Annotated in this window: 24 protein-coding genes, 3 tRNA genes and 2 pseudogenes; 9 read left to right on the top strand and 20 right to left on the bottom strand. The window is 59.9% G+C overall.

What is annotated here, in order from left to right; all coding sequences use genetic code 11:
- Nucleotides 1–277 precede the first annotated feature (277 nt).
- Both ACS4RR_RS17030 and prfB read left to right on the top strand, forming a co-directional pair.
- Entirely contained in the window at nucleotides 278–2,737 is a 2,460-nt protein-coding gene (locus ACS4RR_RS17030) for a penicillin-binding protein 1A (RefSeq protein ID WP_170280156.1), read from the top strand.
- Between the two features lie 101 nt (nucleotides 2,738–2,838).
- A protein-coding gene (gene prfB / locus ACS4RR_RS17025; RefSeq protein ID WP_112902571.1) for a peptide chain release factor 2 occupies nucleotides 2,839–3,970 on the top strand; the annotation gives its coding sequence in 2 pieces (ribosomal slippage) (nucleotides 2,839–2,907 and nucleotides 2,909–3,970; 1,131 coding nt in all).
- 57 nt (nucleotides 3,971–4,027) lie between these two features.
- Here prfB and ACS4RR_RS17020 read toward each other — a convergent pair.
- From ACS4RR_RS17020 to ACS4RR_RS17010, 3 genes and pseudogenes are all read right to left on the bottom strand, one after another.
- Nucleotides 4,028–5,047, bottom strand: coding sequence for an alpha/beta hydrolase family protein (locus ACS4RR_RS17020; protein WP_222384788.1), 1,020 nt, complete (start codon nucleotides 5,045–5,047; stop codon nucleotides 4,028–4,030).
- Nucleotides 5,048–5,081: 34 nt separating this feature from the next.
- Nucleotides 5,082–5,596, bottom strand: a pseudogene (locus ACS4RR_RS17015) (hypothetical protein).
- A 4-nt stretch (nucleotides 5,597–5,600) separates the two neighbouring features.
- A complete protein-coding gene (locus tag ACS4RR_RS17010; protein WP_170256828.1) occupies nucleotides 5,601–6,374 on the bottom strand; it encodes an NAD kinase in 774 nt (257 codons plus the stop codon).
- A gap of 159 nt (nucleotides 6,375–6,533) precedes the next feature.
- On the opposite strand from ACS4RR_RS17010, the gene ACS4RR_RS17005 reads away from it, so the two are divergent.
- Nucleotides 6,534–6,609: transfer RNA gene (locus tag ACS4RR_RS17005), tRNA-Thr, on the top strand.
- A gap of 355 nt (nucleotides 6,610–6,964) precedes the next feature.
- On the opposite strand, the gene ACS4RR_RS17000 is transcribed toward ACS4RR_RS17005, so the two are convergent.
- The 13 genes and pseudogenes from ACS4RR_RS17000 to ACS4RR_RS16940 form a co-directional block, all read right to left on the bottom strand.
- Complete coding sequence (locus ACS4RR_RS17000) at nucleotides 6,965–7,135, bottom strand: hypothetical protein (protein ID WP_456189051.1); 171 nt, start codon at nucleotides 7,133–7,135, stop codon at nucleotides 6,965–6,967.
- Nucleotides 7,136–7,459: 324 nt separating this feature from the next.
- Entirely contained in the window at nucleotides 7,460–7,897 is a 438-nt protein-coding gene (locus tag ACS4RR_RS16995; protein WP_130749914.1) for a hypothetical protein, read from the bottom strand.
- Nucleotides 7,894–8,238: a head-tail adaptor protein gene (locus tag ACS4RR_RS16990; RefSeq protein ID WP_456189050.1), complete on the bottom strand. Its 345-nt coding sequence runs from the start codon at nucleotides 8,236–8,238 to the stop codon at nucleotides 7,894–7,896. Before ACS4RR_RS16990 ends, ACS4RR_RS16995 begins: the two co-directional genes overlap by 4 nt.
- Entirely contained in the window at nucleotides 8,235–9,434 is a 1,200-nt protein-coding gene (locus ACS4RR_RS16985) for a phage portal protein (RefSeq protein WP_456189049.1), read from the bottom strand. Before ACS4RR_RS16985 ends, ACS4RR_RS16990 begins: the two co-directional genes overlap by 4 nt.
- Nucleotides 9,421–9,954 (bottom strand): HK97 family phage prohead protease, encoded by a 534-nt coding sequence (locus tag ACS4RR_RS16980; protein ID WP_456189048.1) that lies wholly within the window; start codon nucleotides 9,952–9,954, stop codon nucleotides 9,421–9,423. The genes ACS4RR_RS16985 and ACS4RR_RS16980 overlap by 14 nt, the downstream gene beginning before the upstream one ends.
- Complete coding sequence (locus ACS4RR_RS16975; protein WP_456190149.1) at nucleotides 9,951–10,058, bottom strand: head-tail connector protein; 108 nt, start codon at nucleotides 10,056–10,058, stop codon at nucleotides 9,951–9,953. The genes ACS4RR_RS16980 and ACS4RR_RS16975 overlap by 4 nt, the downstream gene beginning before the upstream one ends.
- 101 nt (nucleotides 10,059–10,159) lie before the next feature.
- Nucleotides 10,160–10,294, bottom strand: a pseudogene (locus ACS4RR_RS16970) (hypothetical protein); the annotation flags it as partial.
- 105 nt (nucleotides 10,295–10,399) lie between these two features.
- On the bottom strand, nucleotides 10,400–11,392 hold the full coding sequence (locus tag ACS4RR_RS16965; RefSeq protein WP_456189047.1) for a phage major capsid protein: 993 nt from the start codon (nucleotides 11,390–11,392) through the stop codon (nucleotides 10,400–10,402).
- A 560-nt stretch (nucleotides 11,393–11,952) separates the two neighbouring features.
- Nucleotides 11,953–12,186, bottom strand: coding sequence for a hypothetical protein (locus ACS4RR_RS16960; protein ID WP_456189046.1), 234 nt, complete (start codon nucleotides 12,184–12,186; stop codon nucleotides 11,953–11,955).
- 8 nt (nucleotides 12,187–12,194) lie between these two features.
- Nucleotides 12,195–12,404, bottom strand: a complete 210-nt coding sequence (locus ACS4RR_RS16955) for a hypothetical protein (RefSeq protein ID WP_456189045.1) — start codon at nucleotides 12,402–12,404, stop codon at nucleotides 12,195–12,197.
- A gap of 13 nt (nucleotides 12,405–12,417) precedes the next feature.
- Nucleotides 12,418–14,055, bottom strand: coding sequence for a terminase large subunit (locus ACS4RR_RS16950; protein ID WP_456189044.1), 1,638 nt, complete (start codon nucleotides 14,053–14,055; stop codon nucleotides 12,418–12,420).
- Nucleotides 14,046–16,001 (bottom strand): AAA family ATPase, encoded by a 1,956-nt coding sequence (locus tag ACS4RR_RS16945; RefSeq protein WP_456189043.1) that lies wholly within the window; start codon nucleotides 15,999–16,001, stop codon nucleotides 14,046–14,048. The genes ACS4RR_RS16950 and ACS4RR_RS16945 overlap by 10 nt, the downstream gene beginning before the upstream one ends.
- Nucleotides 16,002–16,278: 277 nt before the next feature.
- Nucleotides 16,279–16,482, bottom strand: coding sequence for a helix-turn-helix transcriptional regulator (locus tag ACS4RR_RS16940; RefSeq protein WP_064245880.1), 204 nt, complete (start codon nucleotides 16,480–16,482; stop codon nucleotides 16,279–16,281).
- Between the two features lie 164 nt (nucleotides 16,483–16,646).
- Here ACS4RR_RS16940 and ACS4RR_RS16935 point away from each other — a divergent pair, with 164 nt between their 5' ends.
- The 3 genes from ACS4RR_RS16935 to ACS4RR_RS16925 all read left to right on the top strand — a co-directional run bounded on the left by ACS4RR_RS16935 (nucleotide 16,647) and on the right by ACS4RR_RS16925 (nucleotide 18,502).
- Complete coding sequence (locus ACS4RR_RS16935) at nucleotides 16,647–17,681, top strand: tyrosine-type recombinase/integrase (RefSeq protein ID WP_456189042.1); 1,035 nt, start codon at nucleotides 16,647–16,649, stop codon at nucleotides 17,679–17,681.
- Nucleotides 17,581–17,874 carry a tyrosine-type recombinase/integrase gene (locus ACS4RR_RS16930; protein ID WP_456190148.1) on the top strand — a complete coding sequence of 98 codons (294 nt, stop codon included), beginning with the start codon at nucleotides 17,581–17,583 and terminating at the stop codon, nucleotides 17,872–17,874. The genes ACS4RR_RS16935 and ACS4RR_RS16930 overlap by 101 nt, the downstream gene beginning before the upstream one ends.
- Before the next feature lie 178 nt (nucleotides 17,875–18,052).
- The gene (locus ACS4RR_RS16925; protein WP_260110648.1) at nucleotides 18,053–18,502 is read left to right on the top strand and encodes a hypothetical protein; all 450 of its coding nucleotides are present in this window, start codon (nucleotides 18,053–18,055) and stop codon (nucleotides 18,500–18,502) included.
- Nucleotides 18,503–18,533: 31 nt separating this feature from the next.
- Here ACS4RR_RS16925 and ACS4RR_RS16920 read toward each other — a convergent pair whose 3' ends face one another.
- From ACS4RR_RS16920 to rlmB, 4 genes are all read right to left on the bottom strand, one after another.
- The gene (locus ACS4RR_RS16920) at nucleotides 18,534–18,671 is read right to left on the bottom strand and encodes a hypothetical protein (RefSeq protein ID WP_456189041.1); all 138 of its coding nucleotides are present in this window, start codon (nucleotides 18,669–18,671) and stop codon (nucleotides 18,534–18,536) included.
- A 65-nt stretch (nucleotides 18,672–18,736) separates the two neighbouring features.
- Nucleotides 18,737–18,895, bottom strand: coding sequence for a hypothetical protein (locus tag ACS4RR_RS16915; protein ID WP_003558513.1), 159 nt, complete (start codon nucleotides 18,893–18,895; stop codon nucleotides 18,737–18,739).
- A gap of 128 nt (nucleotides 18,896–19,023) precedes the next feature.
- Nucleotides 19,024–19,716: an AprI/Inh family metalloprotease inhibitor gene (locus ACS4RR_RS16910; protein ID WP_260110650.1), complete on the bottom strand. Its 693-nt coding sequence runs from the start codon at nucleotides 19,714–19,716 to the stop codon at nucleotides 19,024–19,026.
- Between the two features lie 26 nt (nucleotides 19,717–19,742).
- Nucleotides 19,743–20,633 (bottom strand): 23S rRNA (guanosine(2251)-2'-O)-methyltransferase RlmB, encoded by an 891-nt coding sequence (rlmB, locus tag ACS4RR_RS16905; protein WP_017963896.1) that lies wholly within the window; start codon nucleotides 20,631–20,633, stop codon nucleotides 19,743–19,745.
- A gap of 201 nt (nucleotides 20,634–20,834) precedes the next feature.
- On the opposite strand from rlmB, the gene ACS4RR_RS16900 reads away from it, so the two are divergent.
- From ACS4RR_RS16900 to tuf, 3 genes are all read left to right on the top strand, one after another.
- Nucleotides 20,835–20,919, top strand: a tRNA-Tyr gene (locus tag ACS4RR_RS16900).
- 24 nt (nucleotides 20,920–20,943) lie between these two features.
- A tRNA-Gly gene (locus ACS4RR_RS16895) sits at nucleotides 20,944–21,017 on the top strand.
- Nucleotides 21,018–21,364: 347 nt separating this feature from the next.
- Nucleotides 21,365–22,540, top strand: a complete 1,176-nt coding sequence (gene tuf, locus ACS4RR_RS16890) for an elongation factor Tu (protein WP_017963897.1) — start codon at nucleotides 21,365–21,367, stop codon at nucleotides 22,538–22,540.
- Nucleotides 22,541–22,695: the final 155 nt, after the last annotated feature.

Genomic DNA, 22,695 nt, shown 5'->3' with positions numbered 1-22,695 from the left:
AATTCTGAGCAGGATACCCCAGATCGGCAGTTGGGACGGCGTTGCTTGGATGTGACAGTCCTAATGAAACGCGGCCGCAGCGGTGAATGCGGCGCAGACAGCCCTATTTTGCTCACATTCGCGCCGTTACTCCGGCTTATGTTTCGCAGCCTGAGGCGCGAAATCGGCTTGTGGCGGTTGCGCTCATAGAGTAAGCCGCGCAACGTGCAAATTGCCTTGATCTGTGCAATCGTTGCGGCTGCGCCGATTGAAGATCGAAGAGACCGGTAGCTGAAATATGGTTAGACTTTTTGGATATTTCTTCGGAATGGCCTGCGTCCTGTTTCTGGTCGCGGCGGCGGGTGTTGCCATCTATCTCGCCAATGTCGCGAAGGATCTCCCGGATTATGCCGTTCTGAACAGCTACGCGCCGCCGGTGACGACCCGCGTCCATGCCGGCAACGGCGCGCTTATGGCCGAATACGCCAAGGAAAAGCGTCTCTTCCTGCCGATCCAGGCCATTCCCGACCGCGTGAAGGCCGCTTTCCTGTCGGCCGAAGACAAGAATTTCTACAATCATCCGGGCGTTGATCTCACCGGCCTTGGCCGTGCAATCCTCGTCAACCTGCAGAATTTCGGTTCCGGCCGCCGCCCGGTCGGTGCCTCGACGATCACCCAGCAGGTGGCCAAAAACTTCCTTTTGAGTTCGGACCAGACGATCGACCGCAAGATCAAGGAAGCAATCCTCTCCTTTCGCATCGAGCAGGCCTACAGCAAGGACAAGATCCTCGAACTCTACCTGAACGAGATTTTCTTCGGTCTGAATTCCTACGGCATCGCTGGCGCGGCACTCACCTATTTCAACAAATCCGTCACCGAACTGACCGTCGCCGAAGCCGCCTATCTGGCATCGCTGCCGAAGGGACCTGCCAATTATCATCCTTTCCGCCATCCGGAAGCTGCGCTCGAGCGCCGCAACTGGGTGATCGACCGGATGGTCGAGAACGGCTATGTCAGCCAGCCTGACGGCGAGGAAGCCAAGAAACAGCCGCTTGGCGTCACCGCCCGCACCACCGGCCCCTCGCTCTTTGCTTCGGATTATTTCGCCGAAGCCGTGCGCCGCCAGTTGATCGACCAGTACGGGGAAAAAGTCCTCTATGAGGGCGGCCTTTCGGTACGGACGTCGCTCGATCCGCAGATGCAGCTCGCTGCTCGCAAGGCGCTGCAGGACGGTCTGGTTACCTATGACGAGCGCCGCGGTTTCCACGGCCCGATCAAGCAGATCGATGCAAGCGGCGATTGGGGTAAGGCGCTTGCCGATATCCCCGCACTGTCCGACGTACCGGAATGGCGGCTTGCCGTCGTACTCGCAGTTTCCGACTCGACCGTCGACATCGGCCTGCAGCCGGCCAAGGATGGAAGCGGCAAGGTTGCGGCCGACCGTCAACGCGGCACGATCGACGCCAAGAATATGCAATGGGCCTTCCGTTCGGCAGACGGCGCCCGCAAGTCCACGAAGTCGCCGGTCGGCGCCGTAGCTGCCGGTGACGTCGTCTATGTCGAGAAGCTCGGCGATAACACCTCGACCTCCTATCGCCTGCGTCAACCCCCGAAGGTGCAGGGTGGTCTCGTCGCGATGGACCCGAAGACGGGCCGCGTGCTCGCCATGGTCGGCGGCTTCTCCTACGGCCAGTCCGAATTCAACCGCGCCACTCAGGCGATGCGCCAGCCGGGCTCCTCCTTCAAGCCCTTCGTCTATGCGGCGGCGATGGACAATGGCTATACGCCGGCCTCGGTCATCATGGACGCTCCGATCGAAATCGTCTCGGGCGGCCAGGTCTGGAGGCCGGAAAACTACGGCGGCGAAGTAAGCGGCCCGTCGACGCTGCGCTCGGGCATCGAGCATTCGCGCAACCTGATGACGGTGCGCCTCGCCAACGATCTCGGCATGAACATCGTCGCCGAATATGCCGAGCGCTTTGGCATTTACGATCACATGCTGCCGGTTCTCTCCATGTCGCTCGGCGCCGGCGACACGACCGTGCTGCGGATGGTCTCGGCCTATTCGGTTATTGCCAATGGCGGCAAGCAGATCAAGCCGACATTGATCGACCGCATCCAGGACCGCTACGGCAAGACCATCTTCAGGCATGAGGAGCGTCTCTGCGAGGGCTGCAATGCCGGCGACTGGCAGAACCAGGAAGAGCCGAATATCGTCGACAACCGCGAAACCGTGCTCGACCCGATGACCGCCTACCAGATCACCTCGATGATGCAGGGCGTCATCCAGCGCGGCACCGCCGCCGGCAAGGTCGATCTCGGCGGTCGCGATGTCGCCGGAAAGACCGGCACCACCAACGACGAGAAAGATGCCTGGTTCGTCGGCTTCACGCCGGATCTGGTCGCCGGCCTCTATATGGGCTTCGATACGCCGGCCCCGCTCGGCCGCGGCGGCACCGGCGGTGTTCTCTCTGCCCCGATCTTCAACGAATTCATGCAGGCGGCCGTCAAGGACATGCCAGAATCGAAATTCGTCATTCCATCAGGCATGAATCTGATCCCGATCGACCGCAAGACCGGCATGGCGGCCGTCGACGGCGATCCGAACACCATCATCGAGGCCTTCAAGCCCGGCACCGGCCCGGCCGACAGCTTCTCTGTCATCGGCATGGACAGCACCATGGCGCCTGAAGAAATCCTGAAGACCTCGCCGCAGGCCAACCAGGCCGTCCAGACCGGCACGCCCGGCCTGTTCTGATCGAGGCCCGAATTTTGAACGCCCGCCGCGGCCCTTTACATCCGCGGCGGGCGTCTCTATGTCACCAGCACTTGAGAAGACCGAGATAGAGAAGCAGGATAATGCGAGCGGAAATCGAAAACGTGGTCGATGAAACCAAGCAGGCTATCACCCTGCTGAGGAGGCATCTTTGACTGGGACCAGGCAATAAGACGGCTGGATTGGTTGAACAACAAGGCTGAGGATCCGAACCTCTGGAACGACGCTTCCGAAGCGCAGAAGCTGATGCGCGAGCGCCAGCAGCTCGATGACGGCATCAATGGCGTCAAGCAGCTCGAACAGCAGCTGAACGACAATATCGAGCTGATCGAGCTTGGCGAGGAAGAGGGCGACCAGAGCGTCGTCAAGGAAGCCGAGGATACGCTGAAGGCCTTGAAGGCCGAGGCCGCGCGCCGCCAGGTGGAAGCCATGCTCTCCGGCGAAGCCGATGGCAACGATACCTATCTCGAAGTCCATTCCGGCGCCGGTGGCACCGAAAGCCAGGACTGGGCGAACATGCTGCTGCGCATGTACACCCGCTGGGCCGAGCGCCAGCGTTTCAAGGTCGAGCTTCTCGAAGTCCATGACGGCGAAGAAGCCGGCATCAAGTCCGCGACCTTGCTCGTCAAGGGCCACAATGCCTATGGCTGGCTGAAGACGGAATCGGGCGTGCACCGCCTGGTGCGCATCTCGCCCTACGACAGCAATGCGCGCCGCCATACCTCCTTTTCGTCGATCTGGGTCTACCCGGTTGTCGACGACTCGATCCAGATCGAGATCAACGAAAGCGACTGCCGCATCGACACCTACCGTTCCTCGGGTGCCGGCGGCCAGCACGTCAACACCACCGACTCGGCCGTGCGCATCACGCATATTCCGACGGGCATCGTCGTGCAGTGCCAGCAGGAGCGCTCGCAGCACAAGAACCGCGCCAAGGCGTGGGACATGCTGCGCGCCCGCATGTACGAAGCGGAACTGAAGAAGCGTGAGGATGCCGCCAGCGCCGAAGCCGCTTCCAAGACCGAGATCGGCTGGGGCCACCAGATTCGCTCCTATGTGTTGCAGCCCTATCAGTTGGTCAAGGACCTGCGCACCGGCGTCGCCAGCAGCGCGCCGGATGACGTGCTCGACGGCGACCTGAACGAGTTCATGGAAGCAGCACTCGCTCACCGCATCAGCGGCGCCGCCGACGCGGTTGTCGAGGATGTCGACTGATCGGATTGACGATGGATTGAGACAACAAAAGCTCCGGAGACCGGGTTTTTGTTTTGTTCAAGCCATCGCGGCTTTATCGACGTTTTGAAACAGCGCTGCCGAAAGATCGGCAATCTCTTCATGAACGGCTGCGCGTTCGATGCCCGGCGGATCGGTAAAGAGTTCTGCCGCAAAGGCGAGGCCGAGCGCTGTGCCCTCTGGCACGAAGACATAGTGTCCGAGGCCGCCGCCGAAGATTTTAAGGGCGCTGCGCCGGAGCCGCGCATGCAGCCACGACGAACATTCTTCGGCCGGAGCGGCCCTGTCGGCATCACCGACCAGGATAAGGGCAGGCGCATCGACAGCTTTCAGGCTTTTCTCGCTGAACCCGAGAACGGACCGGCCCGGCGCGCAGATGAGTGCGGCCTTGATTCTGTCATCTCGGTAGTACTTCGACATCCGGGACCACGAATCGCGAAATACATCGCTGGTGCGCAGCAATGCCGGGATATGATTGGCAAGGTCGGGAAACTCCCGTGGTCCGCGCGCGCCACCCGGCTTCAGCCTCGACGGTTCGAACTGCGAGAACTGGGCGACAGCCCCAAGCAGCAGCATCACGCTATAGGCTCCGGCCGAAAATCCGGCTGCGAAGACACTGTTCGTATCGATATGGCCTGAGAGATCGCTGAGCCAGTCGTCGCGATGGTCGAGCATGTAGCTTAGATCCGGCGCCCGCTCCCAAAGGCAGGCGAAGCCTTCAGCGCGATAGGGCTCGATGCCGGTATTGCCGTGATGGCTGACGCCGAGCGCTGCAAATCCGCGATCGACCAGGCGTCGAGCCAGCCACTCCAGTCCGGCCGCGGATCCGCCGGTGCCATGCGACAGAAGAACAAGGGGATAGGGCACGGCCTCCGGTCGGATCGGGGCATCGCGGGCGACGGCCGCTTTCTGGAACCAGCTTCTTTCCGGCATTTCGCTTTCTCGCGCGTCATCGGCGGCGGGATACCAGAGGGACCAACTAATGGGTCTGGGGCCGGCTGCGTCCCAGTTCGACCTTTTCTCGTCGGAGAGGACGCCGTCACGAAAGCCCAGTTTCATCTCTTGGATGCCTCGCTGAACACTTCCAAGCCCTTCAATTCGTCGCTTTCTCCACGGTGATGTCGCCGAATTCGTCGATCAGCACGGTCCAGCCATCCGGCTCCGCCGCAGGGTCGGTCTTCAGATAGACCGTGGCGAAGAGCCCTGGTTCCTTGATGATGCCGTTCGAATTCTCAGGGCGGATATCGGTCACGTAAGGCTTCAGTTCGCTGAACTCCTGCAACTCGATGGTCGAGGCGATCACCGGGCCGGTCTCGGTCTGGGCAATCTGCTGCAGGTAAACCTTCGAAGTCCTGTCCGGCTGGCGCACGGCAAAAAGTTTGTAATAGCCGTGGCGCTGCGCGGCCTTTCCTTCGGGGTCGGCAACGCTCTCGGTGCCCGTCGGCGCGCGCTCAATCGCCGGTGCGTTGCCGTCATCCTCCCAGTAGCCGGTGCTGGTCGCGAAAATCACCGATGCCGGCAGGATGGCATCCTGGCCGGAGCGGCCTCAGCTGCAATGCTCCATCCCGCAAGCAGGAGGCTCGTCATTAATACCCGTCGCATTGCCATCGTCTCAATCCTTGAACTGCTCGGCGAGGATACGGTCGGACCAGGAGCGGTCGGGATCAGAAAGGATGCGTGCCGTCATATGCTCCGACTGGGCGATGCGGACATGCAGCACCGATTTGACCTCGGTATTGTCGGCCACTGCGTTCACCGGCCGCTTCACCGGCTCGAGGACGTCGATATCGACGGTCACCTTATTTGGAAGCAGTGCGCCCCTCCAGCGCCGTGGCCTGAAAGCGCTCACCGGCGTCATGGCGAGCAGTGGCGCTTCGAGCGGCAGGATCGGGCCATGGGCGGAAAGATTATAGGCCGTCGATCCGGCAGGGGTCGCCACCATCAACCCATCGCAGATGAGTTCCTCCAGGCGAACACGCCCGTCTACCGTGACCCTCAGATTCGCCGCCTGATAGGATTGGCGGAAAAGATAGACCTCGTTGATGGCGAGCGCCGTCGAGTTGGTCCCGTCGGCATTGGCCGTCGTCATTTGCAATGGCCGGAAGACGTTTTCGACGGCAGCGCAGATGCGCTCCTGAAGTCGTTCGCTGCGATAGTCGTTCATCAGGAAGCCGACCGAGCCGCGGTTCATGCCGTAGACCAGCTTGCCCGAGTTCATGGTGTTGTGCAGCGTCTGCAGCATGAAACCGTCACCGCCGAGCGCGACGATGACGTCGGCTTCGTCAGCCGGGACGTCACCATAGATGCCAATCAACTCCTCGCGCGCGGCAAGCGCCTCCGTCGTTGGTGAAGCGAGAAAGGAAAGCGTCTGAAATGAACGGCCCATGCAATGCCCTTTATGATGCTGTCTTAGCTAAAGGATAAAGGCCTTGCGCGACAAGGACGTTTTCTATCGCGAAGCGTTTTGAGCTGCAGCATACCAGTCCGCGCGACCGCTGATTTTCCCTTTACAGAATCACAGAATCTGCTAGTTGGGGCAACTATCGCCCTTGTAGCTCAGTTGGTAGAGCACCTGATTTGTAATCAGGGGGTCGCGGGTTCGAACCCTGCCGGGGGCACCATAAATTCACAGTCAGATCAATGACTTAATGACGGACCCGCCCTCAGTTGGCGGGTTTTTCATGCGCCACTGATTTAACCAGAATTACCATGGTTTCCGGGCTTTTCCTTAGAGTAGCGGGGATTCCGTGGAACATGGATGGCGCATGATGGCTCATGCTACTGCCTTCCTGCGCAGCCAAGCCGCCTCGTTTCGACGTGCGCGCGGTCCCGATGGCGTGGCTGCAAGTACCTGCCGGACGGTCCTGTCAGCGAATCGGAAATCGATAATCAGATGTTTGCCCTCTCGGACAAGCTCCCAACTGATAGCGCCAGCCTCGGCGGCCAGTTCTTTGATTTCGAGAATAACGGCCCGCTTCATATGGCTGCCTCGCGGAAGCCGGGAAGTGCGATCTGCTCAATCAAGCCATCGAAGTCGGCTATTCCGTCTTCCGCTGGATCGAGCTCGATATCTGGATCGCCGTCGAGACGGTCCAGCACTTCAATCAATTGCTCAATGAGATTTTCAAGCCGTTCACGCAATGCCATGTTCCTTCAGTAAGGCCGAGCGAAGTCGGCCGGTTAAAAACCAGTTTCATCCTTCGTCTCCTACTGTGGTGGAATGCGCGCGGATGGTGAGTCCGCTTCGGTTGGTGACCGCGTGCAATCTGTGCTTGAACTCGCGGAAATAGTCAAGCGGGCCGCTAAGCCCGCTCGAAGATCGCATCTAGGTCGGATCGATCCCAAACCATCAGACCGAATAGGTCGCGTGGTTCGGGCACTTTGCCTTCCTTCCGCAGTCGGTCGAATAGCGATGGCGAGACGCCGATGTATTTGGCCGCATCCTCGCGGCGCAGCCCTCTAGGGGTATAGTCAACTAAGGACACGTCTAACCTCCTCTTGTTCAACACTGAGCGTCCGCGCAAGCCCTTCTACGGCTTCTGCGTCGCTCGCCTCGTCATGCACGGTGAAGCTGGCCGGGAAGACGCGCCGCTCGATCGGCTGCTGTTTTACCGGCAACGGCTCGGACGGGTTGACGCCACCAATGCCGCGCCACGCCTTCACTATGGCCTGAGCCAACGCCTTCCCGAAGTCCGACTGATGGTGCCAGGTGACGGCACGCGCCTTGCTTCTCGTCTCCGCGAACGGCGCGACTGCGATGTATCCCTCCGCCTCGCTCCACGTGAGCGTGACGTCGCGGATCTGCATCGAGATTTCCGGCAGGGTAACTTCAGCGAACGCCAACTTTCGAAATGGGCGCAAGCCGTCGTCATCATGGAAAAGTTTTACGCTCCGAATTTCAATTTTCACGTGGTCACTCCACTTTCGACGAGGATGTTTACGAAGGCGCGCCGTTCGTCCGGCTCGATGCTTCTGATATTGTAGATTGTGCCTGTCCGGCCATTCACGGCCCGCCAAGCAGCACTTGTAATAGTGGCAACCTCGGGCTGCCACCGGATGCTAATCGCGACTGTCTGCTTTCCGTCGAGGCGGCCAGCCATGACTGTTTCCGAGCCTCTGAGGATCTGGATGCGGGCCGGCGCAGCCCAGACAGTCGCGAACGGACCAGTCACGACATTGCCGAAACCGTCATCCGCCTCGGTGCGAGTCTGAAATTCGATGACTTCACGCAAATCGCCAGCGCCCGTCATGCCGCGTTATCCAGTTTGGAGCGATTATCGTTGGCGCCGAGAACGCCCATGTTGAGCGGTTCGGCATAGGTGTCACCGCCCGCGATCTTCGACATGTTCTCGAAACCGCGGATATCGTTTGCAGATAGCCAGCCGCCGTCACGTGCGGTGCGGTAGGCGCCGTAACGGGTCGCCAGATCGCCGCGTGTTAAGCCGTTGAGATCGTGCTCAATAAAGAGCGTCTTGCGAGCCTCCGGCGAAAGGAGCTGGATTGTCATGGCCATCTCGACACGCTTTGCCCATGGTGCCAGGCAGCGCATGACAAGAGCGCGGCTTTCCTCCCCGATGTTGCTGTAGGTCGCGTCATCGGTGATACCTGCCACAGAAGGCGGCACGCCGAAGACACGGCAGATGTCGAGGTTCGAAAGCTTGCGGCTATCGAGGAATTCGCTGTCCTTGCTGTTGAATTGGAACGTCTCGAACTTCGCGCCGCCGTCCAGCACCATGACTTCGTTCGCTTTCAGGGAACCTATGAATCGTTCCTTGAACTTGGCAATGACGCTATCTTTGCCGGTGCCCGCGAGCTTGTCGGGGAACACCAGAGCGCCAGCCGGACGGAAAGCGTTCTCCGCAGCCGCTCCAGCCTGATCCTGCTGCGCAAGAGCAAGCCCGAAAGCAGCGGCCGCAATCTGGATCGGAGACAGGCCGAGAATGCCGTCCTTGGTGCGGTAGCGGATGTGCAAGCACTCATCCTGCAGCAACACTTCGGTGCCGCCATCTGCCTTCGCCACCTTGTAGCGTAACCGGCCGGTCTTCAGCTTTTCGACGGTGACGCTTCCCGCAACCAGCGGAGAGAGAGACGTGACCTGGCCGCGACCATTCCGGCCGATCTTGGCATAGGCGTTGCCATAGGTCAGGGCGGACGACAGAAGCCATTCGCGCGCCTCGAAGGCAGTCAGGCCGGGGGCAGTCTCGTCATGCAGGACACCATAGAGCGGATGGTCGGTCGCCTTATCGCGGCCGCCGTCCTCGGTCTTGCGATAGACCGCTAGAGGAACGCTGGCGAGGTTCTCTGCAATGACGGAAATGCATCGATGAGCGACGGCATGGCCGCTGGCTTTCTCGATGTCTGCACGGCCCGTAGCACGTGCGCCGAGGAACTGGCCGAGGAACGGATCATCCGAAGCGATGCGCTTCTCTGTCTTAAAGGGCCACATGCGCAGCCTCCAATTCTAGAACTGCCAGCCGCCGATCGGCGTCGGTGCGATGCTGCCGGGCGCGCGCCTGAATGGACGTGCCGCCATAGGCGGGGAACGACTGCACAACGCTAATTTCGTGCAAGACGACGTTGCGGAGCGTCCGCTTATCGCCGCGCCATTCGTCGCCGCCTTCTGGCACGGTGAAGCCGAACGACATGCCTCCGAGGTCGGAACGGGTCGCCATCGCGAGAATGTCCCTGCCCAGTGACGTGTCGGGAATTTCGATTTCGAACCGCAGCCCGCGGGCATCTTCGGAAAGGCGAAGCGTGCCGGACTTCGTGCGGCCAAGAACCTTCCCGGGATCATGGTCGACCAATGCGAGGATATCCGGCTGGCCGCTAAGACTGACCGCGAACGCGCCGGGTGCGATTGTCTCATTGAAGTCGAGGATCCGCGTTTCCTGGCCGAATGTGGCCGCGTAACCGGATAGCTTTCGGCCTTCCGCGCGGACTTCCGTCGCGGTTCGTTTCTCAATCATAGTGTCTGTTCCCGGAATGGCTGGAGGAGGGCACTGACGCCGAACGCGATCGCCTGCGAGGGCTTCTCGCCGGCGGCTTCGCGCGCGTTGTACCAGTGCGAGATGAGGAGGAGGACGGCGTGCCTGACGGGCGCAGAAACCGGGCGGCAAGCGCCACCCCGATCTCCGACACATACCCTTCGGCAGCCTCAAGAAGTGAAGTCACATAAGCGTCGTCAGCCGTGAAGCTGATACGAAGATGCGCCTTCGCTTCTGCGAGGCTAACTTCGGTCAACTTAGATGGCCTTCCAAGCGAACGATTCCGCGTGGCGGATCGTAACGTCGGCGTCCAAGAACGCATGCAACTTGATGCCACCCTTAGAAGCGACGTCGGCCGAATACGGGTTCAACAGGATGTCGACGCCCGACCAGTAGCCGATTACAAGATCCGACCAGTTCGCCCAAATCAGCGGGTTTTTCGCCGAGACCTTCGGCACCTGGTTGGTTGTGACAACCTTCTCGCCGAAGAACGTTTCGCTCTAGGAATCTGCCGCGTGTTCGTATCGGTGCGCTTGCGAGCGAGGTTCATCAGATCCGGGTTCGTCAGGAAGCCCTGCGTGCCCGTCACGTTGTCGATCTCAAGAGCAGAGATCAAATCGGCCGCCAGCAACGCGATATCGATGTTGGTGGTGGTTTTCGCAGCGACCTGCGTGAGGATGCCGGTCGGCTGTCCGCCGAGTCCGGTTCCGGCAATCGCTGCCTTATCCAAGGCCTGCGCGAGGACGAAGCCGAGATCGGCGCGAAGCACGTTTTCGAGTGCGACTGCGTTCTGGAGCATGAGGCGGCGGCTAAGCTGCATTTCGCCAGAGACCGTCTTCGGCGACATGGAGACCATGCCAAAGGTCGAGGCAGATTCGGTCGTATTCTCGTCTTCGCCGATCCAGTATGCAGTCGGACCACCGGTCAGCTTCGGCAGATCGAGGAAGCCGGTAAGACCGGAAAGAACCGTCGCGCCCAGGCCCTGTACGGCCAGCGTAGGGCGAAGGCGATCGATGAGGCCGCCCAGGTTCGTGGCGACGGTATAACCGCCGGCGGTCGTCGTGCTAACAGTCTGGTCGCGCGTCTCCAGCAGGACCGACGTCGGGATCATCACGCCGCGCGATTCACGGCCCTTGGAAAGCTCGGCGTGCATCTCGCCTTCGACGCCGTCGAGCTTGCCGGAAAGCTGGCCCTGGATGGCGCGTGCGACCGAGTAGTTGCGCAGTTCGCGCTCGGCATTGGCGTCCGGCTGTACGTCGGCGTGGCGTTCGAATTCGGCCAGAGTGGCAGCACGCTTGATGTCTTTGTCCAGAGCGCGGACTTCGCCCTCCAGCTTGTCGAACTGTTCCGGGTTAGCGGTGGCGGTGCGCATCTCAGCGATCTTGGCGGCGCGGGTTTCCTGCAAATGAGCAAGGTTCATTATGTTGTAGTCTCCAATTGGAAGTAAGGTGGCGGTCTTGCCGCCGGTTTATGCCGGCCATGGTCCGGCGCTTTCCGCACGTGGTGCGAAAACGAAAACCCCACCGCATGGCGGCAGGGCTAAATGTTCAGATTGTAGGGCTCTCCACCCTTGGTGACTTGAATGCGCGTGGGAGACTGTCGCATTGGTTCGCAATGCGTCCCATACTTACCGCGCGGCGCGGCGTTTGAGGTATACCTCAGCTATCGGGGATTTGAGGCGGCGTGGGGGTCCTATCGGTCTCATGGAGATCAGCGCACGCGCTACCGCTTCAGTATACTCTCTTCGAAACTGCGAAAAGTCAGGTAAAGGGTCTCATTGCGTCTCATTGTTTCGCACACTTCTACATATCCTCCCATAAGGATACGCATTAACGCGCCACGAAAAGTCGCATTGGGTCACAATATTTCTCACCCCCTATACTTATAAGGGGAACGAGATGGCAGAAAGTAGCGTTTTCCGCCGAACAAAGTTGCCCTGCCGCCATCAAGTAGCGGCAGGGTGTTGCATTTATATTACAACTATTGCCGCAAAGCTTCCTTCAAGGCTGCCTGTGCGCCGTAGTAGTGGTCGCCTGCCAAGAACTCATCAACGGTATACCGCTGGGTTCCGGTGTTTTGAGCGAGGCCGTTGACTGTGACGTGATCCCACTCATGTTCGACGAATGTCACTCCGCCTTCTTCCACCAGATAGTACCAATCTTCGTACTGGCTGACGTGGCCTTTCACTCGCTTGAAAAATTGCTTCCTGCTCATATCGCTCTTCATTTCAGTCTGAAAGTGGGATCATTCCAAGGCGACTCATGATTGCCGACGCCCCGCTCGACTAAAACAGCATCAAGCGCCTGTATGGCAAGGTGAAGCCTGATCAATTCGGTCAAACCTTCCTTGTCGTTCTGATCTTTAACAGCGGTCGCAGCCGCGCCTCTCATCATAGCAAGTTGCCCGCGCGTGATAGCTATTCCCTGTGACATTCCCATCTCCCAGTTATGCCGCCATCAGACAGGCCGGCAGTGTTTCTTCCTCGTGGCCTTGCGCAGTCTTAAGAGCCATTGCAAGTGCCACGATACCATCTATGCGGCCACTCGCCTTTGACTTGTCAAGTTTTCTCGCGCCGGCCGGATCGACGGTGACCACCGCGTTGGCGGCGCACATTCTCATAAGCGGGTTTCCCGCATGATTCAGTTTCTGCTGGGCGACCGTCACTTCCAGAACGTCAACGGCCGGTGACATGTCTTTGTAGCCCTGGCCGAACGGCACGAGCGGCAGATCGACGGAGAGCTTTTCGAGCTCGCGCTTCAGGTCTTCTATTCGCCAGCGGTCGAAGGCTATTTCCTTGATATCGAAGCGGGCCGCGTCGTCTGCGATGTATTCTGCGACGAGGGCGGGATCGATCACCTTGCCAGGCAGCAACGTGAGGCGAGCGTCGGCTTGCCTTGCCCACACGTTATAAGGCACCCGGTCGGTGTCGCTCTTCCCGTCGATATCGAACTCCGGAAGGAAGAACCGCGGCAAGACCGTGTACCGGCCGCCATCCTCGGGGAACACAAGCAGGAAGCAGGTGAGGTCACGTGCCGCCGACAAGTCCAAGGCCCCGAAGCATTCGCGCCCTTCCAGATCCTTGTCATCGATCGGCCCGAGATTGCAGTCGTTCCATTCCCTGGCCGCGATGAAGCGCACGGTGCCGTCTATTCTCTGATTGAGAACCTTGTTCCGGAAGTCCGCTTCCTTCGAGGGGATGCGCTGCGCCTGCATGGCCTGCCGCTCGACCTGCTCAAGAGACAGGAAGTCGCCAAGCGCCGGGTTAGCTTTTGCCCATGTAGCTGGATCCCACGGATCGTCCGTCGTGCCGGCCGCAAACATGGTGAGGTGGAAAGATGCGTCCTCGACTTCGCCGGCATGGATTTTCAGGCCGTAGTCGATCATCTCCGAGAAGAAATGGGTATCGTCCTTGGCCTGCGTCGAGATGGCAACGATCAGCGGTTCGTCGCGCGCGCCAAGGGCGGAGTCCATCGCGTCGAATAGATCGCGCTTCGGCCAGTAGCCGATTTCATCGCAAAGCACGAATGAAGGTGACAGGCCGAGCTTGCTATCCGCATCTGCCGACAACGCCTTCAGGACCGAACCCTTGCCGGCGCCTTCGAGGACTTCGATTTCCTTGCTGAACCGTATGATGTTCACGCGCTGCGAAAGCTCAGCATGCCCTTCCAGCATGGCTTTGCACTCCGCCCAGGCTTTCGCGGCCTGGGCTTTATCCATGGCGCAGAAGTAGATCTCGCCGCGCTCTTCGGCTTCCGGCCCCACGAGGAAGCAGCAGGCCAGTGCAGCCGAGATACCGGTTTTCCCGTTCTTGCGGCCCATGGAAAGCGCAGCAGTTCGAACGCGCCGCTTTCCGTCATCATCCTCCGTAAAAATCGGATCGAGGAACTGCTCGACCTGCCAGGGCCGCAGTATCATCTTCGTGCCTGCCAGCTTGCCCTGGGTGACCGGCATATCCTCCATGAACGCAACGACGCGCTCTAGGCGAGACAGGCCCTCAGCCTCCCACGGAAGCTCTTTCCGAAGGTTATCGTTGGCTGCGACCTTGCCGGATTTGGGCTTTGCGCCGGGGCCTCTTAAACCCATCGGTCGGCCTCCTGTAAAACTAAGTCTTTATCATTGCCCATCGCCGGTTCCGCGCCCGTCGACTCCCGTCCCGCGAAGGCCCACCCTTCCGGGTCGATCGGGTTGCCGTCCACGTCATAGCCCTTCATGGCCCGCCTGAAGCCCGATGCATTCGGATGATCAACAGCATTGGTCTTCGTGTTGTGGCAGGGCTCGCACATGGACATGAGGCCGGACAGAGGCGGGAACGGATCGCCGCCCTTCGCTATGGCGATGATGTGGTCAACCACGGTCGCAGGCTCGACCACCTCTCTGCAAAGACATGCTTCGCAGAGAGGCTGGATTGATAGCTTGGCAGCACGCAGCCCACGCCATTGCGGGGTTCCATATGGCCATTCAGCCATCGGATGCACTTTGAGGTGTGCCCCCTCACAGTCCTCACACCCCTCACACTCTGTATTATTACACTGTGAGGGGGGAAGATAACGTTGGACTGTGAGGGGTGTGAGGGGTGAGGGGAGTACATAAAGACCGAATTCGGACTTCTCGCACTCGCCAGCCTTGACCATCTTGCCGAGGAGATAGCGAACGTTGGCTGCCGTCATGCCGGCCGCGGTTGCTATCTCGGATGGCCCGATAGGCTTCTCTGCTTCTGATAGGGCAGTCAGGATCTTCTGGCGCTGGTCGCTGCGCTTCACGTCGTCCACGTTGCCGAGCACAGACCACTTGCCGCCGTCAAACTTGAGCGCCTTCTCCACTTCCTCCACGTCACGGCCACGGCCATACAGTTTCAGGCCGTCCGCTGTCCTGTTGAGGATCATGATGGAGTCCGCTGCGCCGGTCAGGCCGTTGGTGCCGGATATCATCTCCAACGGATCTTCGGCTTCGGCTTTGCGCACGTGCGTCACTACGATGATTGCGAGCCGATGCGCGCTTGCGTAGCGCTGCAATGGCGACAGGGCTTCATAGTCCGCAGAATAGGAATCTTGGTTGCGCTTCTTCTCTGCACGGACCATTGCCAGGGTATCCACGATGATAAGGCGCGGGTTGCTGACGCGCGTGCGCCAGGCTTCGAGCGTGTCGATAAGCCCGGCATTGATCTTCGGCGCCTCTGTCAGAAGCGAAAGCCGCGACATGTCGGGCCGATGAAACTTCGGCAGAACCACGCGAAGCCGATCCTGCAAACGGCGCTGGTTGTCCTCCAAAGCCAGATAGAAAGCATCGCCTTGTTCGCACTCGACGCCGAGCGATAGCCCGCCACTGGCAACAGCAATGCCGAAATCGAGAGCGAGCCACGACTTGCCGAGTTTAGGCCTGCCGCCAAGCAGGGTCAGTCCTTCGGCCACATAACCGGGAATGACGTACTTGATGGGCGAGAATTCCATGCCGAGAAGCGTTTCCGCGTCGACGAATGCGGAGGGCTTTTCCGCCTTGGCAGGCTTGTTGTCATTCGCTGCAACGGGAGGGGCTTTCGGAGCGAATAGCTCCTGACCGAGCTTGGCTAAGCTTTCAGCAAATTTCGACGGTGGACGAACGACAGGCGCGGCGCCGATGTCGCGCGCGATGATAGCGTGGGCGATGTCGCGGTCAGCTTCAGGGCCGGCGATCTGGATCAAGGACGGCTCGTCGTTCTCGCGGAGGAAGACAAGCATGGATGTGTCGCCCGAACACCCGTCGATCTGATCGACAATAACTGCGGCGCGCATGGCGGCCTGCTCGTCTTGCGGCCATTCGTCAGCGGGCAGGGACTCAAGATTAGTTGGGTCGGCACGGTCCCAGTCTGGCGCACCGATCTCGTCGGCCGGCACAAGAACGACGTTGGCCACGCAATTTTCGTGGTCGGCGAGCCGATCGTAAATTCCGAAAATCATTGCCTCGCGGCTATCCGAGGCGGGGGTTTCCCGCGGGCTCATTGCCCTTAGGTCTTCGAGATTGGTTTCAAGCTGCGTCAATGTCGGTGTCGGCAATTGTTAGCCTCCGGTGGTATGCGGCCATGGCCGATTCTGCGATTTGGCGAGCGTAAGAAGGGTCCATCGTGGCGACCTTCCCGCCGCCGCCCGTGATGGCGGGGAAGTGGACTTTCGGGCCGTTGGGGGTCTCCAGGAGCCGCAGATTGTGCAGTTGAAGGTATGGAGTGAGCTTCACTGAGAAGCGGGCGACCATCATCGCTCCGCCGCCGCCATGTCCGCGGCACGGTTCTAGGTATAGGATTTCCATCAATGCTCCTGTTTGGGGGGTATGCGGCTATGCAGCCGCTTCTTGCTCCGCCATCCATTTGGACAGCGTGGACTTGCGGGCAGCGACGGTGCCGCCAAGTTTGAAGTGGGGGACGAGCTCGCCGTATGTGAGCCTGTAGACCTGCCGGGGAGTGACGCCGAGGAAGCGCGCGATTGCGTTCGCGCCCATGAGCAAATCGCCCTCAATCACATTATCATTCGCTGCCTGCATTTTTTTCTCCTATCGGGGTTGACACCGCTCAGTTTACAGGGTATCTGTATCACCGGACAACTGTGTCCGCTCCCTTACATCATTTTACATTGTTTGTCAAGGTTTACCTTGCTTGCCGCCGTGCGCCATGCTTTCATGCTCCATCCAAATCAGGAGGTCATTGAATGGCGACAATCACGAAACGGAAATGGAAGACAAGCAAGGGCGTTGAACGCGAGGCGTGGGTGCTCGCCTATACCGATGCAGGCGGCAAGCGGCATAAGGAGCAGTATGAAAAGAAGCGGGATGCCGAGGGTCGCCGCACTGAGGTCACGCACCAAGTTGTCACCGGCACGTATCGCGCCGAAGCGGCGAGCACCACGGTCGAGGATGCGGTCAAGGATTACCTGAAGAGCCTTGCCGCCCGTCGCGATCGAGGCGAACATGTCGGCGAGCACTACTACCGAACCGTCGAAGCGCAGCTACTCAACTACGTGGCGCCACAAGAGGGGCGCGCCGTTACCTTCGAGGGCGGTATCGGTTCAGTGAAGCTATCACTGTGCACCGCGAAGACAGTGACCGAATTCAAGGACAAACTGCGCGATGCTGGCGTTGGCGTCGTCACGACGCGCCGTATTATCGGGAGCTTGTCGAGATCCTTGCGGCATGCCGTCTCCCGCGATTTGATGGCAGCCAATCCAGCCGTGGGCATCAGAGTAACCGGCAAGCGAGGCGAGGGGCCGAAGAAGGTCGTGCCGCCATCCAAGGTAAACCTTGCCGCGGCTCTGGCAGAGGCAAAGGGAAGCCTTGCAGTTCGGATGAGGCTGTCCGCGTCGGCTGGCGTCCGCGCCTCTGAGCTTTACGCACTCCGATGGAGGCACGTGGCGTTTAATGCTGGCGAGCTCACAGTCGATGGCAGAGTTGATGCATATAAGAACGAAGACACCACCAAATCTCTAGCCGGTATCCGGCAGGTGCCTTTGTCATCGGCAATGCTTGCCGATCTGAGAGCATGGCGCGAGGCAGCAACCAAGAAAGAGGCTGATGACCTCATCTTTCCGAATGCGCGCGGCGGGTTCCTGAATCACAAGAACGTGCTGAAAACGCGAGTTCCGGCCGCTGCTGGCCGCTGCTACCAAGAAGGCAGAGACGGAAGGCAGGAAGTTCAAGGCATTCAACTGGCACGCTCTTCGCCACTTCGCTATCAGCACATGGATTGAAGCCGGAATGCAGCCGAAAACCGTGCAAACCTTCGCCGGTCATTCGTCACTTGCCGTCACGATGAGCCGATACGGGCACATGTTCCCTAGCGACAGCCACCGCAACGTCATGGACAGCATATCGTCATCGATTTTCGGTGTCGGGCCGCCCGGTGGCGCACAAATGGCGCATAACGCCGAAGAAGCACTGTGAAATAAGCCTTTCCATCCTGATTTGTAATCAGGGGGTCGCGGGTTCGAACCCTGCCGGGGGCACCATTCTTTTCCGGGCGATACGGCCTGCCAACTCATGACGTTGGTTCGACGCTGCTTCGCTCAATCTCGCACCGGCAGATCTTTTCAGATAGCACGCATCGCTTGATGAACCGCGCGTGAAGGGCTGCTTCAGCGCCAATTCAGGCGCGCCCGCATATCTTCGCCTCATCATCAATGAGGAAACAGCCATGAAGCTCGCTCATCTCTTTCTCGCCGCAACCATTTCCGTCGGTGCGGCTTTCGCGTCCGTCGCACCGGCGGCCGCCATGCCGGCCGAGCGGCCGGCGGTGTCGACGCAGGGCGATATCGTTCAAATTCGTGATGGCTGGCAAGGTGATCGCGACGGTGACGATCGTGGCTGGCGATATGATCGCGACCGTGACTATCGTGACTATCGTGACGACCGTGACTATCGTGACGACCGTGGCTGGCGCGATCAGCGCGACTGGCGCCGCTCCGACTGGCGCGATGATCGCCGTCACTGGCGGCGGTGGCGTGCCGAGCGTTGGCAGGAGCGCCGCGAGTGGCGCGATCGCGGCATGCCGTTCTGGCTCTACCGCAGCTGACGATAACGGCCCGGGTCATCCGGGCCTCTAGTCATTGAGTGATGCGTTCGTTGACGCTCGCCTCGATCCTGTCGCCATTGCCGGCCTGTCCGGCGCGAGAGGGCGACATCATCGCGATGCTGGGCACGGAGGCAGCCATGAGGGAGACGACGGCTATCATTATGCGCATAAGCGTTCAATCCTCGTTCGATTCCGGGATTAACGCATGATCGCAGTCCGCGTTCCTGCCAGTAATTATTGTACCTGTCCCGGCGTCGCGGGGCCGGGCGCCGTCGGCGACAGAGGATCGGGCTGGTGGATGGGGTGTGACGTGTCCACCCAGATGATGCTGATGATAATCACGACGAAGACCGCGATGAAGAGGATACCGAAAATCAGTGGTCGAATGGCCATGATAGAGATCGTTCCTTCTTGCTTCTGGGCCGGTTGCGGCAACCGATCATTGCTCGATCATAGTGCTCCGGGGCGTCATTCCAAGGCAAAAGTGGATTTTTCTGGCATCGGAGCCGACTGACTATGGGTTAGTGGCGAACGAGTGAAAGCGGCTTGCCGCCTTCCTCCTTCGATTTGTCGAAATTGCCGTCAGCGCGCATGTCGAAGCCAAGCGACGAACCGTCAAGGCTCATCAGCGTCAGCCCGAAACCCTCAATATGCCAGAGGGCGAGCTTCAGTCTGGCGACGTTGGCAGCGCAGTCTCCCGAAAGGGACAGCGGCGCGTTGCCCTCCGCATCGACGCGGCCGTTGAGCGTCGCGCCGCAAAGCCTTTCGCCGTCCGGTCTTTGCATCGCCCATGTCCCGGCAAGACTGGCGACAGTCGGCAGGCGATCGACGCCGTCAGGTGCGGCGATCAGCAACAGCGGCGCGCCATCCTCAGTCTTCATCGGCTGCCCTTCGTTCTCGACGAAACGGGCGAGCACCTTGCGTGTCGCATCGATCAGGATAACGCCGCCATTGCCGTCGAAATTCCAGGAGTAGGCTTCGGCAAGTGCAGGCAGCGGCATCATGCAAGAGTCCTGGCCGGAGAGCGAATGGCCGCCGATCGCTTCGCCGGTTTCCAGCGTCAACCGACATCCGGTCGCACCGTCTTCCGGGGCAACGAGATAGGTTCCGGCCTGTGCTTTGAGAATATCGGGATCGATACCCTGTCCATATGCAAGTCCACAGACAAGCAGCGCCGCTGCCGGAGCCACCAGTTTAGGGAGGAAACGGACCATGACAATTACCCTTTGCCGCAGCCAGCCTATACCTTCAAGTGGAGCCGCGCCGCATAAAGCGCGATCGCCGCCGCATTCGAGACATTGAGCGATTTGATCGCGCCCGGCATGTCGAGACGGGCAAGTGCGTTCACGGTTTCCCGCGTCTTCTGCCGAAGCCCCTTGCCTTCGGATCCCAGCACCAGCGCCACCTTCTCGCCGGAGAAGGTGCCTTCGAGCGGCGCCGGCCCTTCCGAATCGAGGCCGATGGTGGAGAAACCGAGCTTGTGCAATTCGCCGAGCGCATCGGCGAGATTGGTAACCTGTATATAAGGTATCAGCTCCAGCGCGCCCGAGGCAGACTTGGCGAGCACGCCCGATTCGGTCGGGCTGTGTCGCTGCGTGGTAATGACCGCACCCGCGTTGAAGGCGACGGCCGAGCGCATGATCGCGCCGACATTGTGCGGATCGGTCACCTGATCGAGGACGAGCAGGAGAGGGCTGTCCTTCAGCGCTTCGAGCCGGCGTACCGGAAGCGGCCGTGTTTCCAGCATAACGCCCTGATGAATCGCCTCGGGGCCGAGCACCTTGTCGATCTCCTGCGGCGAGACGATCTCGAAGGGAATGCCGAGCGCCTCGACATCGACTTCGAGGCGCGCGAGCGCATTCTGCGTCACGAACAGCTTGATCTTCTTGCGTTCGGAATTGTCGAGGGCCGCGCGCACGGTATGCAGGCCATAGAGATGCACCTGGTCGGGCGCAAGCGCCGGCGGCTTCCAGTCTTCGCCGCCGCGCTTGCGCTTTTGCGGCTGGGGTGTCGGAATCTCGCCGCGTTCGCGCTTGGCGTCACGGTGGGCGCGCCGCAGAGTGGCGTAATGCGTATCCTTGGCGGATGGGTCTGTCGCGGTCTTGCCGCCGGATTTGTTGTCTTTGCTCATGCAGCTTTATAGCCATGGCGCTCGCTGCCGCATAGGCTTTCTTTCATATGCCGGCTTTCGGTGGCGAATGAAATTTTTCGTGTTTTTTCCGTTGTCATCGTGTTGACAGACTGAAATGCTCCGGTCATATACGCGGCGCAGACGACGGGCGGCAACGCTTCGAAGTCTGACGAACTTGGTCTTGCGATCCGGACGAAAACTGGAGAGATGCCCGAGTGGTTAAAGGGGACGGACTGTAAATCCGTTGGCTCAGCCTACGTTGGTTCAAATCCAACTCTCTCCACCATTCGTCATCGGATCGGACCACCCCGCGGGTATAGCTCAATGGTAGAGCAGCAGCCTTCCAAGCTGAATACGCGGGTTCGATTCCCGCTACCCGCTCCATTTTCCGTTAAGCCACTTCATACGACAGCTGCCGCGGTCATCTCAAGATGTCTCCGGCGCTGGCGGAGACGCTGATGATTGCGGTTATCGGCTGGCAGGGAAGGGCGCTCGACGCCGAACGTCTATGGCGCGTCCCCGGTGTTCGATGCGATTTTCTTTAAGATTTCAGCGATTTTCAAGGGGGCTTTGGCAGATCGCCTTGCAGGCGGCAAATTGTCTCCCATATGCGCTCTCAGGCCAAGAATGGCGTCTGCAATTAAGTCTTGCGCAATCTCGCCGAAAGCCTTAAACGGCGGCACTAAACCGGTTCGCCGGGGCCACCATTTTCGTTCACAGGAAGCATTCAAATGGGAAAGAGTAAGTTTGAGCGCAACAAGCCGCACGTCAACATTGGCACGATTGGCCACGTTGACCACGGCAAGACGTCTCTGACGGCAGCGATCACGAAGTACTTCGGTGAGTACAAGGCGTACGACCAGATCGACGCGGCTCCGGAAGAAAAGGCCCGCGGCATCACGATCTCGACGGCGCACGTCGAGTATGAGACGCCGGCGCGCCACTATGCGCACGTCGACTGCCCCGGCCACGCCGACTACGTCAAGAACATGATCACCGGTGCTGCCCAGATGGACGGCGCGATCCTGGTGTGCTCGGCCGCTGACGGCCCGATGCCGCAGACGCGCGAACACATTCTGCTGGCCCGCCAGGTCGGCGTTCCGGCAATCGTGGTGTTCCTGAACAAGGTCGACCAGGTTGACGACGCCGAGCTCCTCGAACTGGTCGAGCTCGAAGTTCGCGAACTGCTGTCGTCCTACGACTTCCCGGGCGACGAAATCCCGATCGTCAAGGGTTCGGCGCTGGCTGCTCTTGAAGATTCCGACAAGAAGATCGGCGAAGACGCGATCCGCGAGCTGATGGCTGCGGTCGACGCCTACATCCCGACGCCTGAGCGTCCGATCAACCTGCCGTTCCTGCTGCCGATCGAAGACGTGTTCTCGATCTCTGGCCGCGGCACGGTTGTGACCGGCCGCGTCGAGCGTGGCATCGTCAAGGTTGGCGAAGAAGTCGAGATCGTCGGCATCCGCCCGACGACGAAGACGACGGTGACCGGCGTTGAAATGTTCCGCAAGCTGCTCGACCAGGGCCAGGCTGGCGACAACATCGGCGCGCTGATCCGCGGCGTTACCCGTGACGGCGTTGAGCGTGGCCAGATTCTGTGCAAGCCGGGTTCGGTCAAGCCGCACAAGAAGTTCATGGCTGAAGCCTACATCCTGACGAAGGAAGAGGGTGGCCGTCATACGCCGTTCTTCACCAACTACCGTCCGCAGTTCTACTTCCGCACGACCGATGTGACCGGCATCGTGACGCTGCCGGAAGGCACCGAGATGGTGATGCCGGGCGACAACGTCACGGTATCGGTCGAGCTGATCGTTCCGATCGCGATGGAAGAAAAGCTGCGCTTCGCCATCCGCGAAGGCGGCCGCACCGTCGGCGCCGGTATCGTCGCCTCCATCGTCGAGTAACTTTCGAGTTATCCGCAATTATGAAGACCCCGCTGGAAACAGCGGGGTTTTTGATTTTCATGGCTTCTTGTAGGTTTAACAGGTGTTGTAAAAATATCGTTAAATATGCCTGTCACAGTATTTTGTTCATCTCACGTTCAGAAACCGGTTTGTGA

Origin of the sequence: Rhizobium zaerense, assembly GCF_051810725.1 — a bacterium.
Classification (GTDB): Bacteria; Pseudomonadota; Alphaproteobacteria; order Rhizobiales; family Rhizobiaceae; genus Rhizobium; species Rhizobium leguminosarum_I.
Note: the sequence above shows the minus strand (reverse complement) of the source record. Positions and strands in the feature narration are given on the sequence as shown.

What these genes read in the sequence shown, in the direction of transcription:
- ACS4RR_RS16985 (WP_456189049.1), bottom strand. Translation starts at nt 9,434, where the DNA reads ATGTGGCCCTTTAAGACAGAGAAGCGCATCGCTTCGGATGATCCGTTC.
- tuf (WP_017963897.1), top strand. Translation starts at nt 21,365, where the DNA reads ATGGGAAAGAGTAAGTTTGAGCGCAACAAGCCGCACGTCAACATTGGC.
- ACS4RR_RS16915 (WP_003558513.1), bottom strand. Translation starts at nt 18,895, where the DNA reads ATGGCCATTCGACCACTGATTTTCGGTATCCTCTTCATCGCGGTCTTC.
- ACS4RR_RS16990 (WP_456189050.1), bottom strand. Translation starts at nt 8,238, where the DNA reads ATGACGGGCGCTGGCGATTTGCGTGAAGTCATCGAATTTCAGACTCGC.
- ACS4RR_RS16960 (WP_456189046.1), bottom strand. Translation starts at nt 12,186, where the DNA reads ATGAGCAGGAAGCAATTTTTCAAGCGAGTGAAAGGCCACGTCAGCCAG.
- ACS4RR_RS17030 (WP_170280156.1), top strand. Translation starts at nt 278, where the DNA reads ATGGTTAGACTTTTTGGATATTTCTTCGGAATGGCCTGCGTCCTGTTT.
- ACS4RR_RS16910 (WP_260110650.1), bottom strand. Translation starts at nt 19,716, where the DNA reads ATGGTCCGTTTCCTCCCTAAACTGGTGGCTCCGGCAGCGGCGCTGCTT.
- ACS4RR_RS16935 (WP_456189042.1), top strand. Translation starts at nt 16,647, where the DNA reads ATGGCGACAATCACGAAACGGAAATGGAAGACAAGCAAGGGCGTTGAA.
- ACS4RR_RS16920 (WP_456189041.1), bottom strand. Translation starts at nt 18,671, where the DNA reads ATGCGCATAATGATAGCCGTCGTCTCCCTCATGGCTGCCTCCGTGCCC.
- ACS4RR_RS17020 (WP_222384788.1), bottom strand. Translation starts at nt 5,047, where the DNA reads ATGAAACTGGGCTTTCGTGACGGCGTCCTCTCCGACGAGAAAAGGTCG.
- rlmB (WP_017963896.1), bottom strand. Translation starts at nt 20,633, where the DNA reads ATGAGCAAAGACAACAAATCCGGCGGCAAGACCGCGACAGACCCATCC.
- ACS4RR_RS16940 (WP_064245880.1), bottom strand. Translation starts at nt 16,482, where the DNA reads ATGCAGGCAGCGAATGATAATGTGATTGAGGGCGATTTGCTCATGGGC.
- ACS4RR_RS17000 (WP_456189051.1), bottom strand. Translation starts at nt 7,135, where the DNA reads ATGGCATTGCGTGAACGGCTTGAAAATCTCATTGAGCAATTGATTGAA.
- ACS4RR_RS16950 (WP_456189044.1), bottom strand. Translation starts at nt 14,055, where the DNA reads ATGGGTTTAAGAGGCCCCGGCGCAAAGCCCAAATCCGGCAAGGTCGCA.
- ACS4RR_RS17010 (WP_170256828.1), bottom strand. Translation starts at nt 6,374, where the DNA reads ATGGGCCGTTCATTTCAGACGCTTTCCTTTCTCGCTTCACCAACGACG.
- ACS4RR_RS16955 (WP_456189045.1), bottom strand. Translation starts at nt 12,404, where the DNA reads ATGTCACAGGGAATAGCTATCACGCGCGGGCAACTTGCTATGATGAGA.
- ACS4RR_RS16965 (WP_456189047.1), bottom strand. Translation starts at nt 11,392, where the DNA reads ATGAACCTTGCTCATTTGCAGGAAACCCGCGCCGCCAAGATCGCTGAG.
- ACS4RR_RS16980 (WP_456189048.1), bottom strand. Translation starts at nt 9,954, where the DNA reads ATGATTGAGAAACGAACCGCGACGGAAGTCCGCGCGGAAGGCCGAAAG.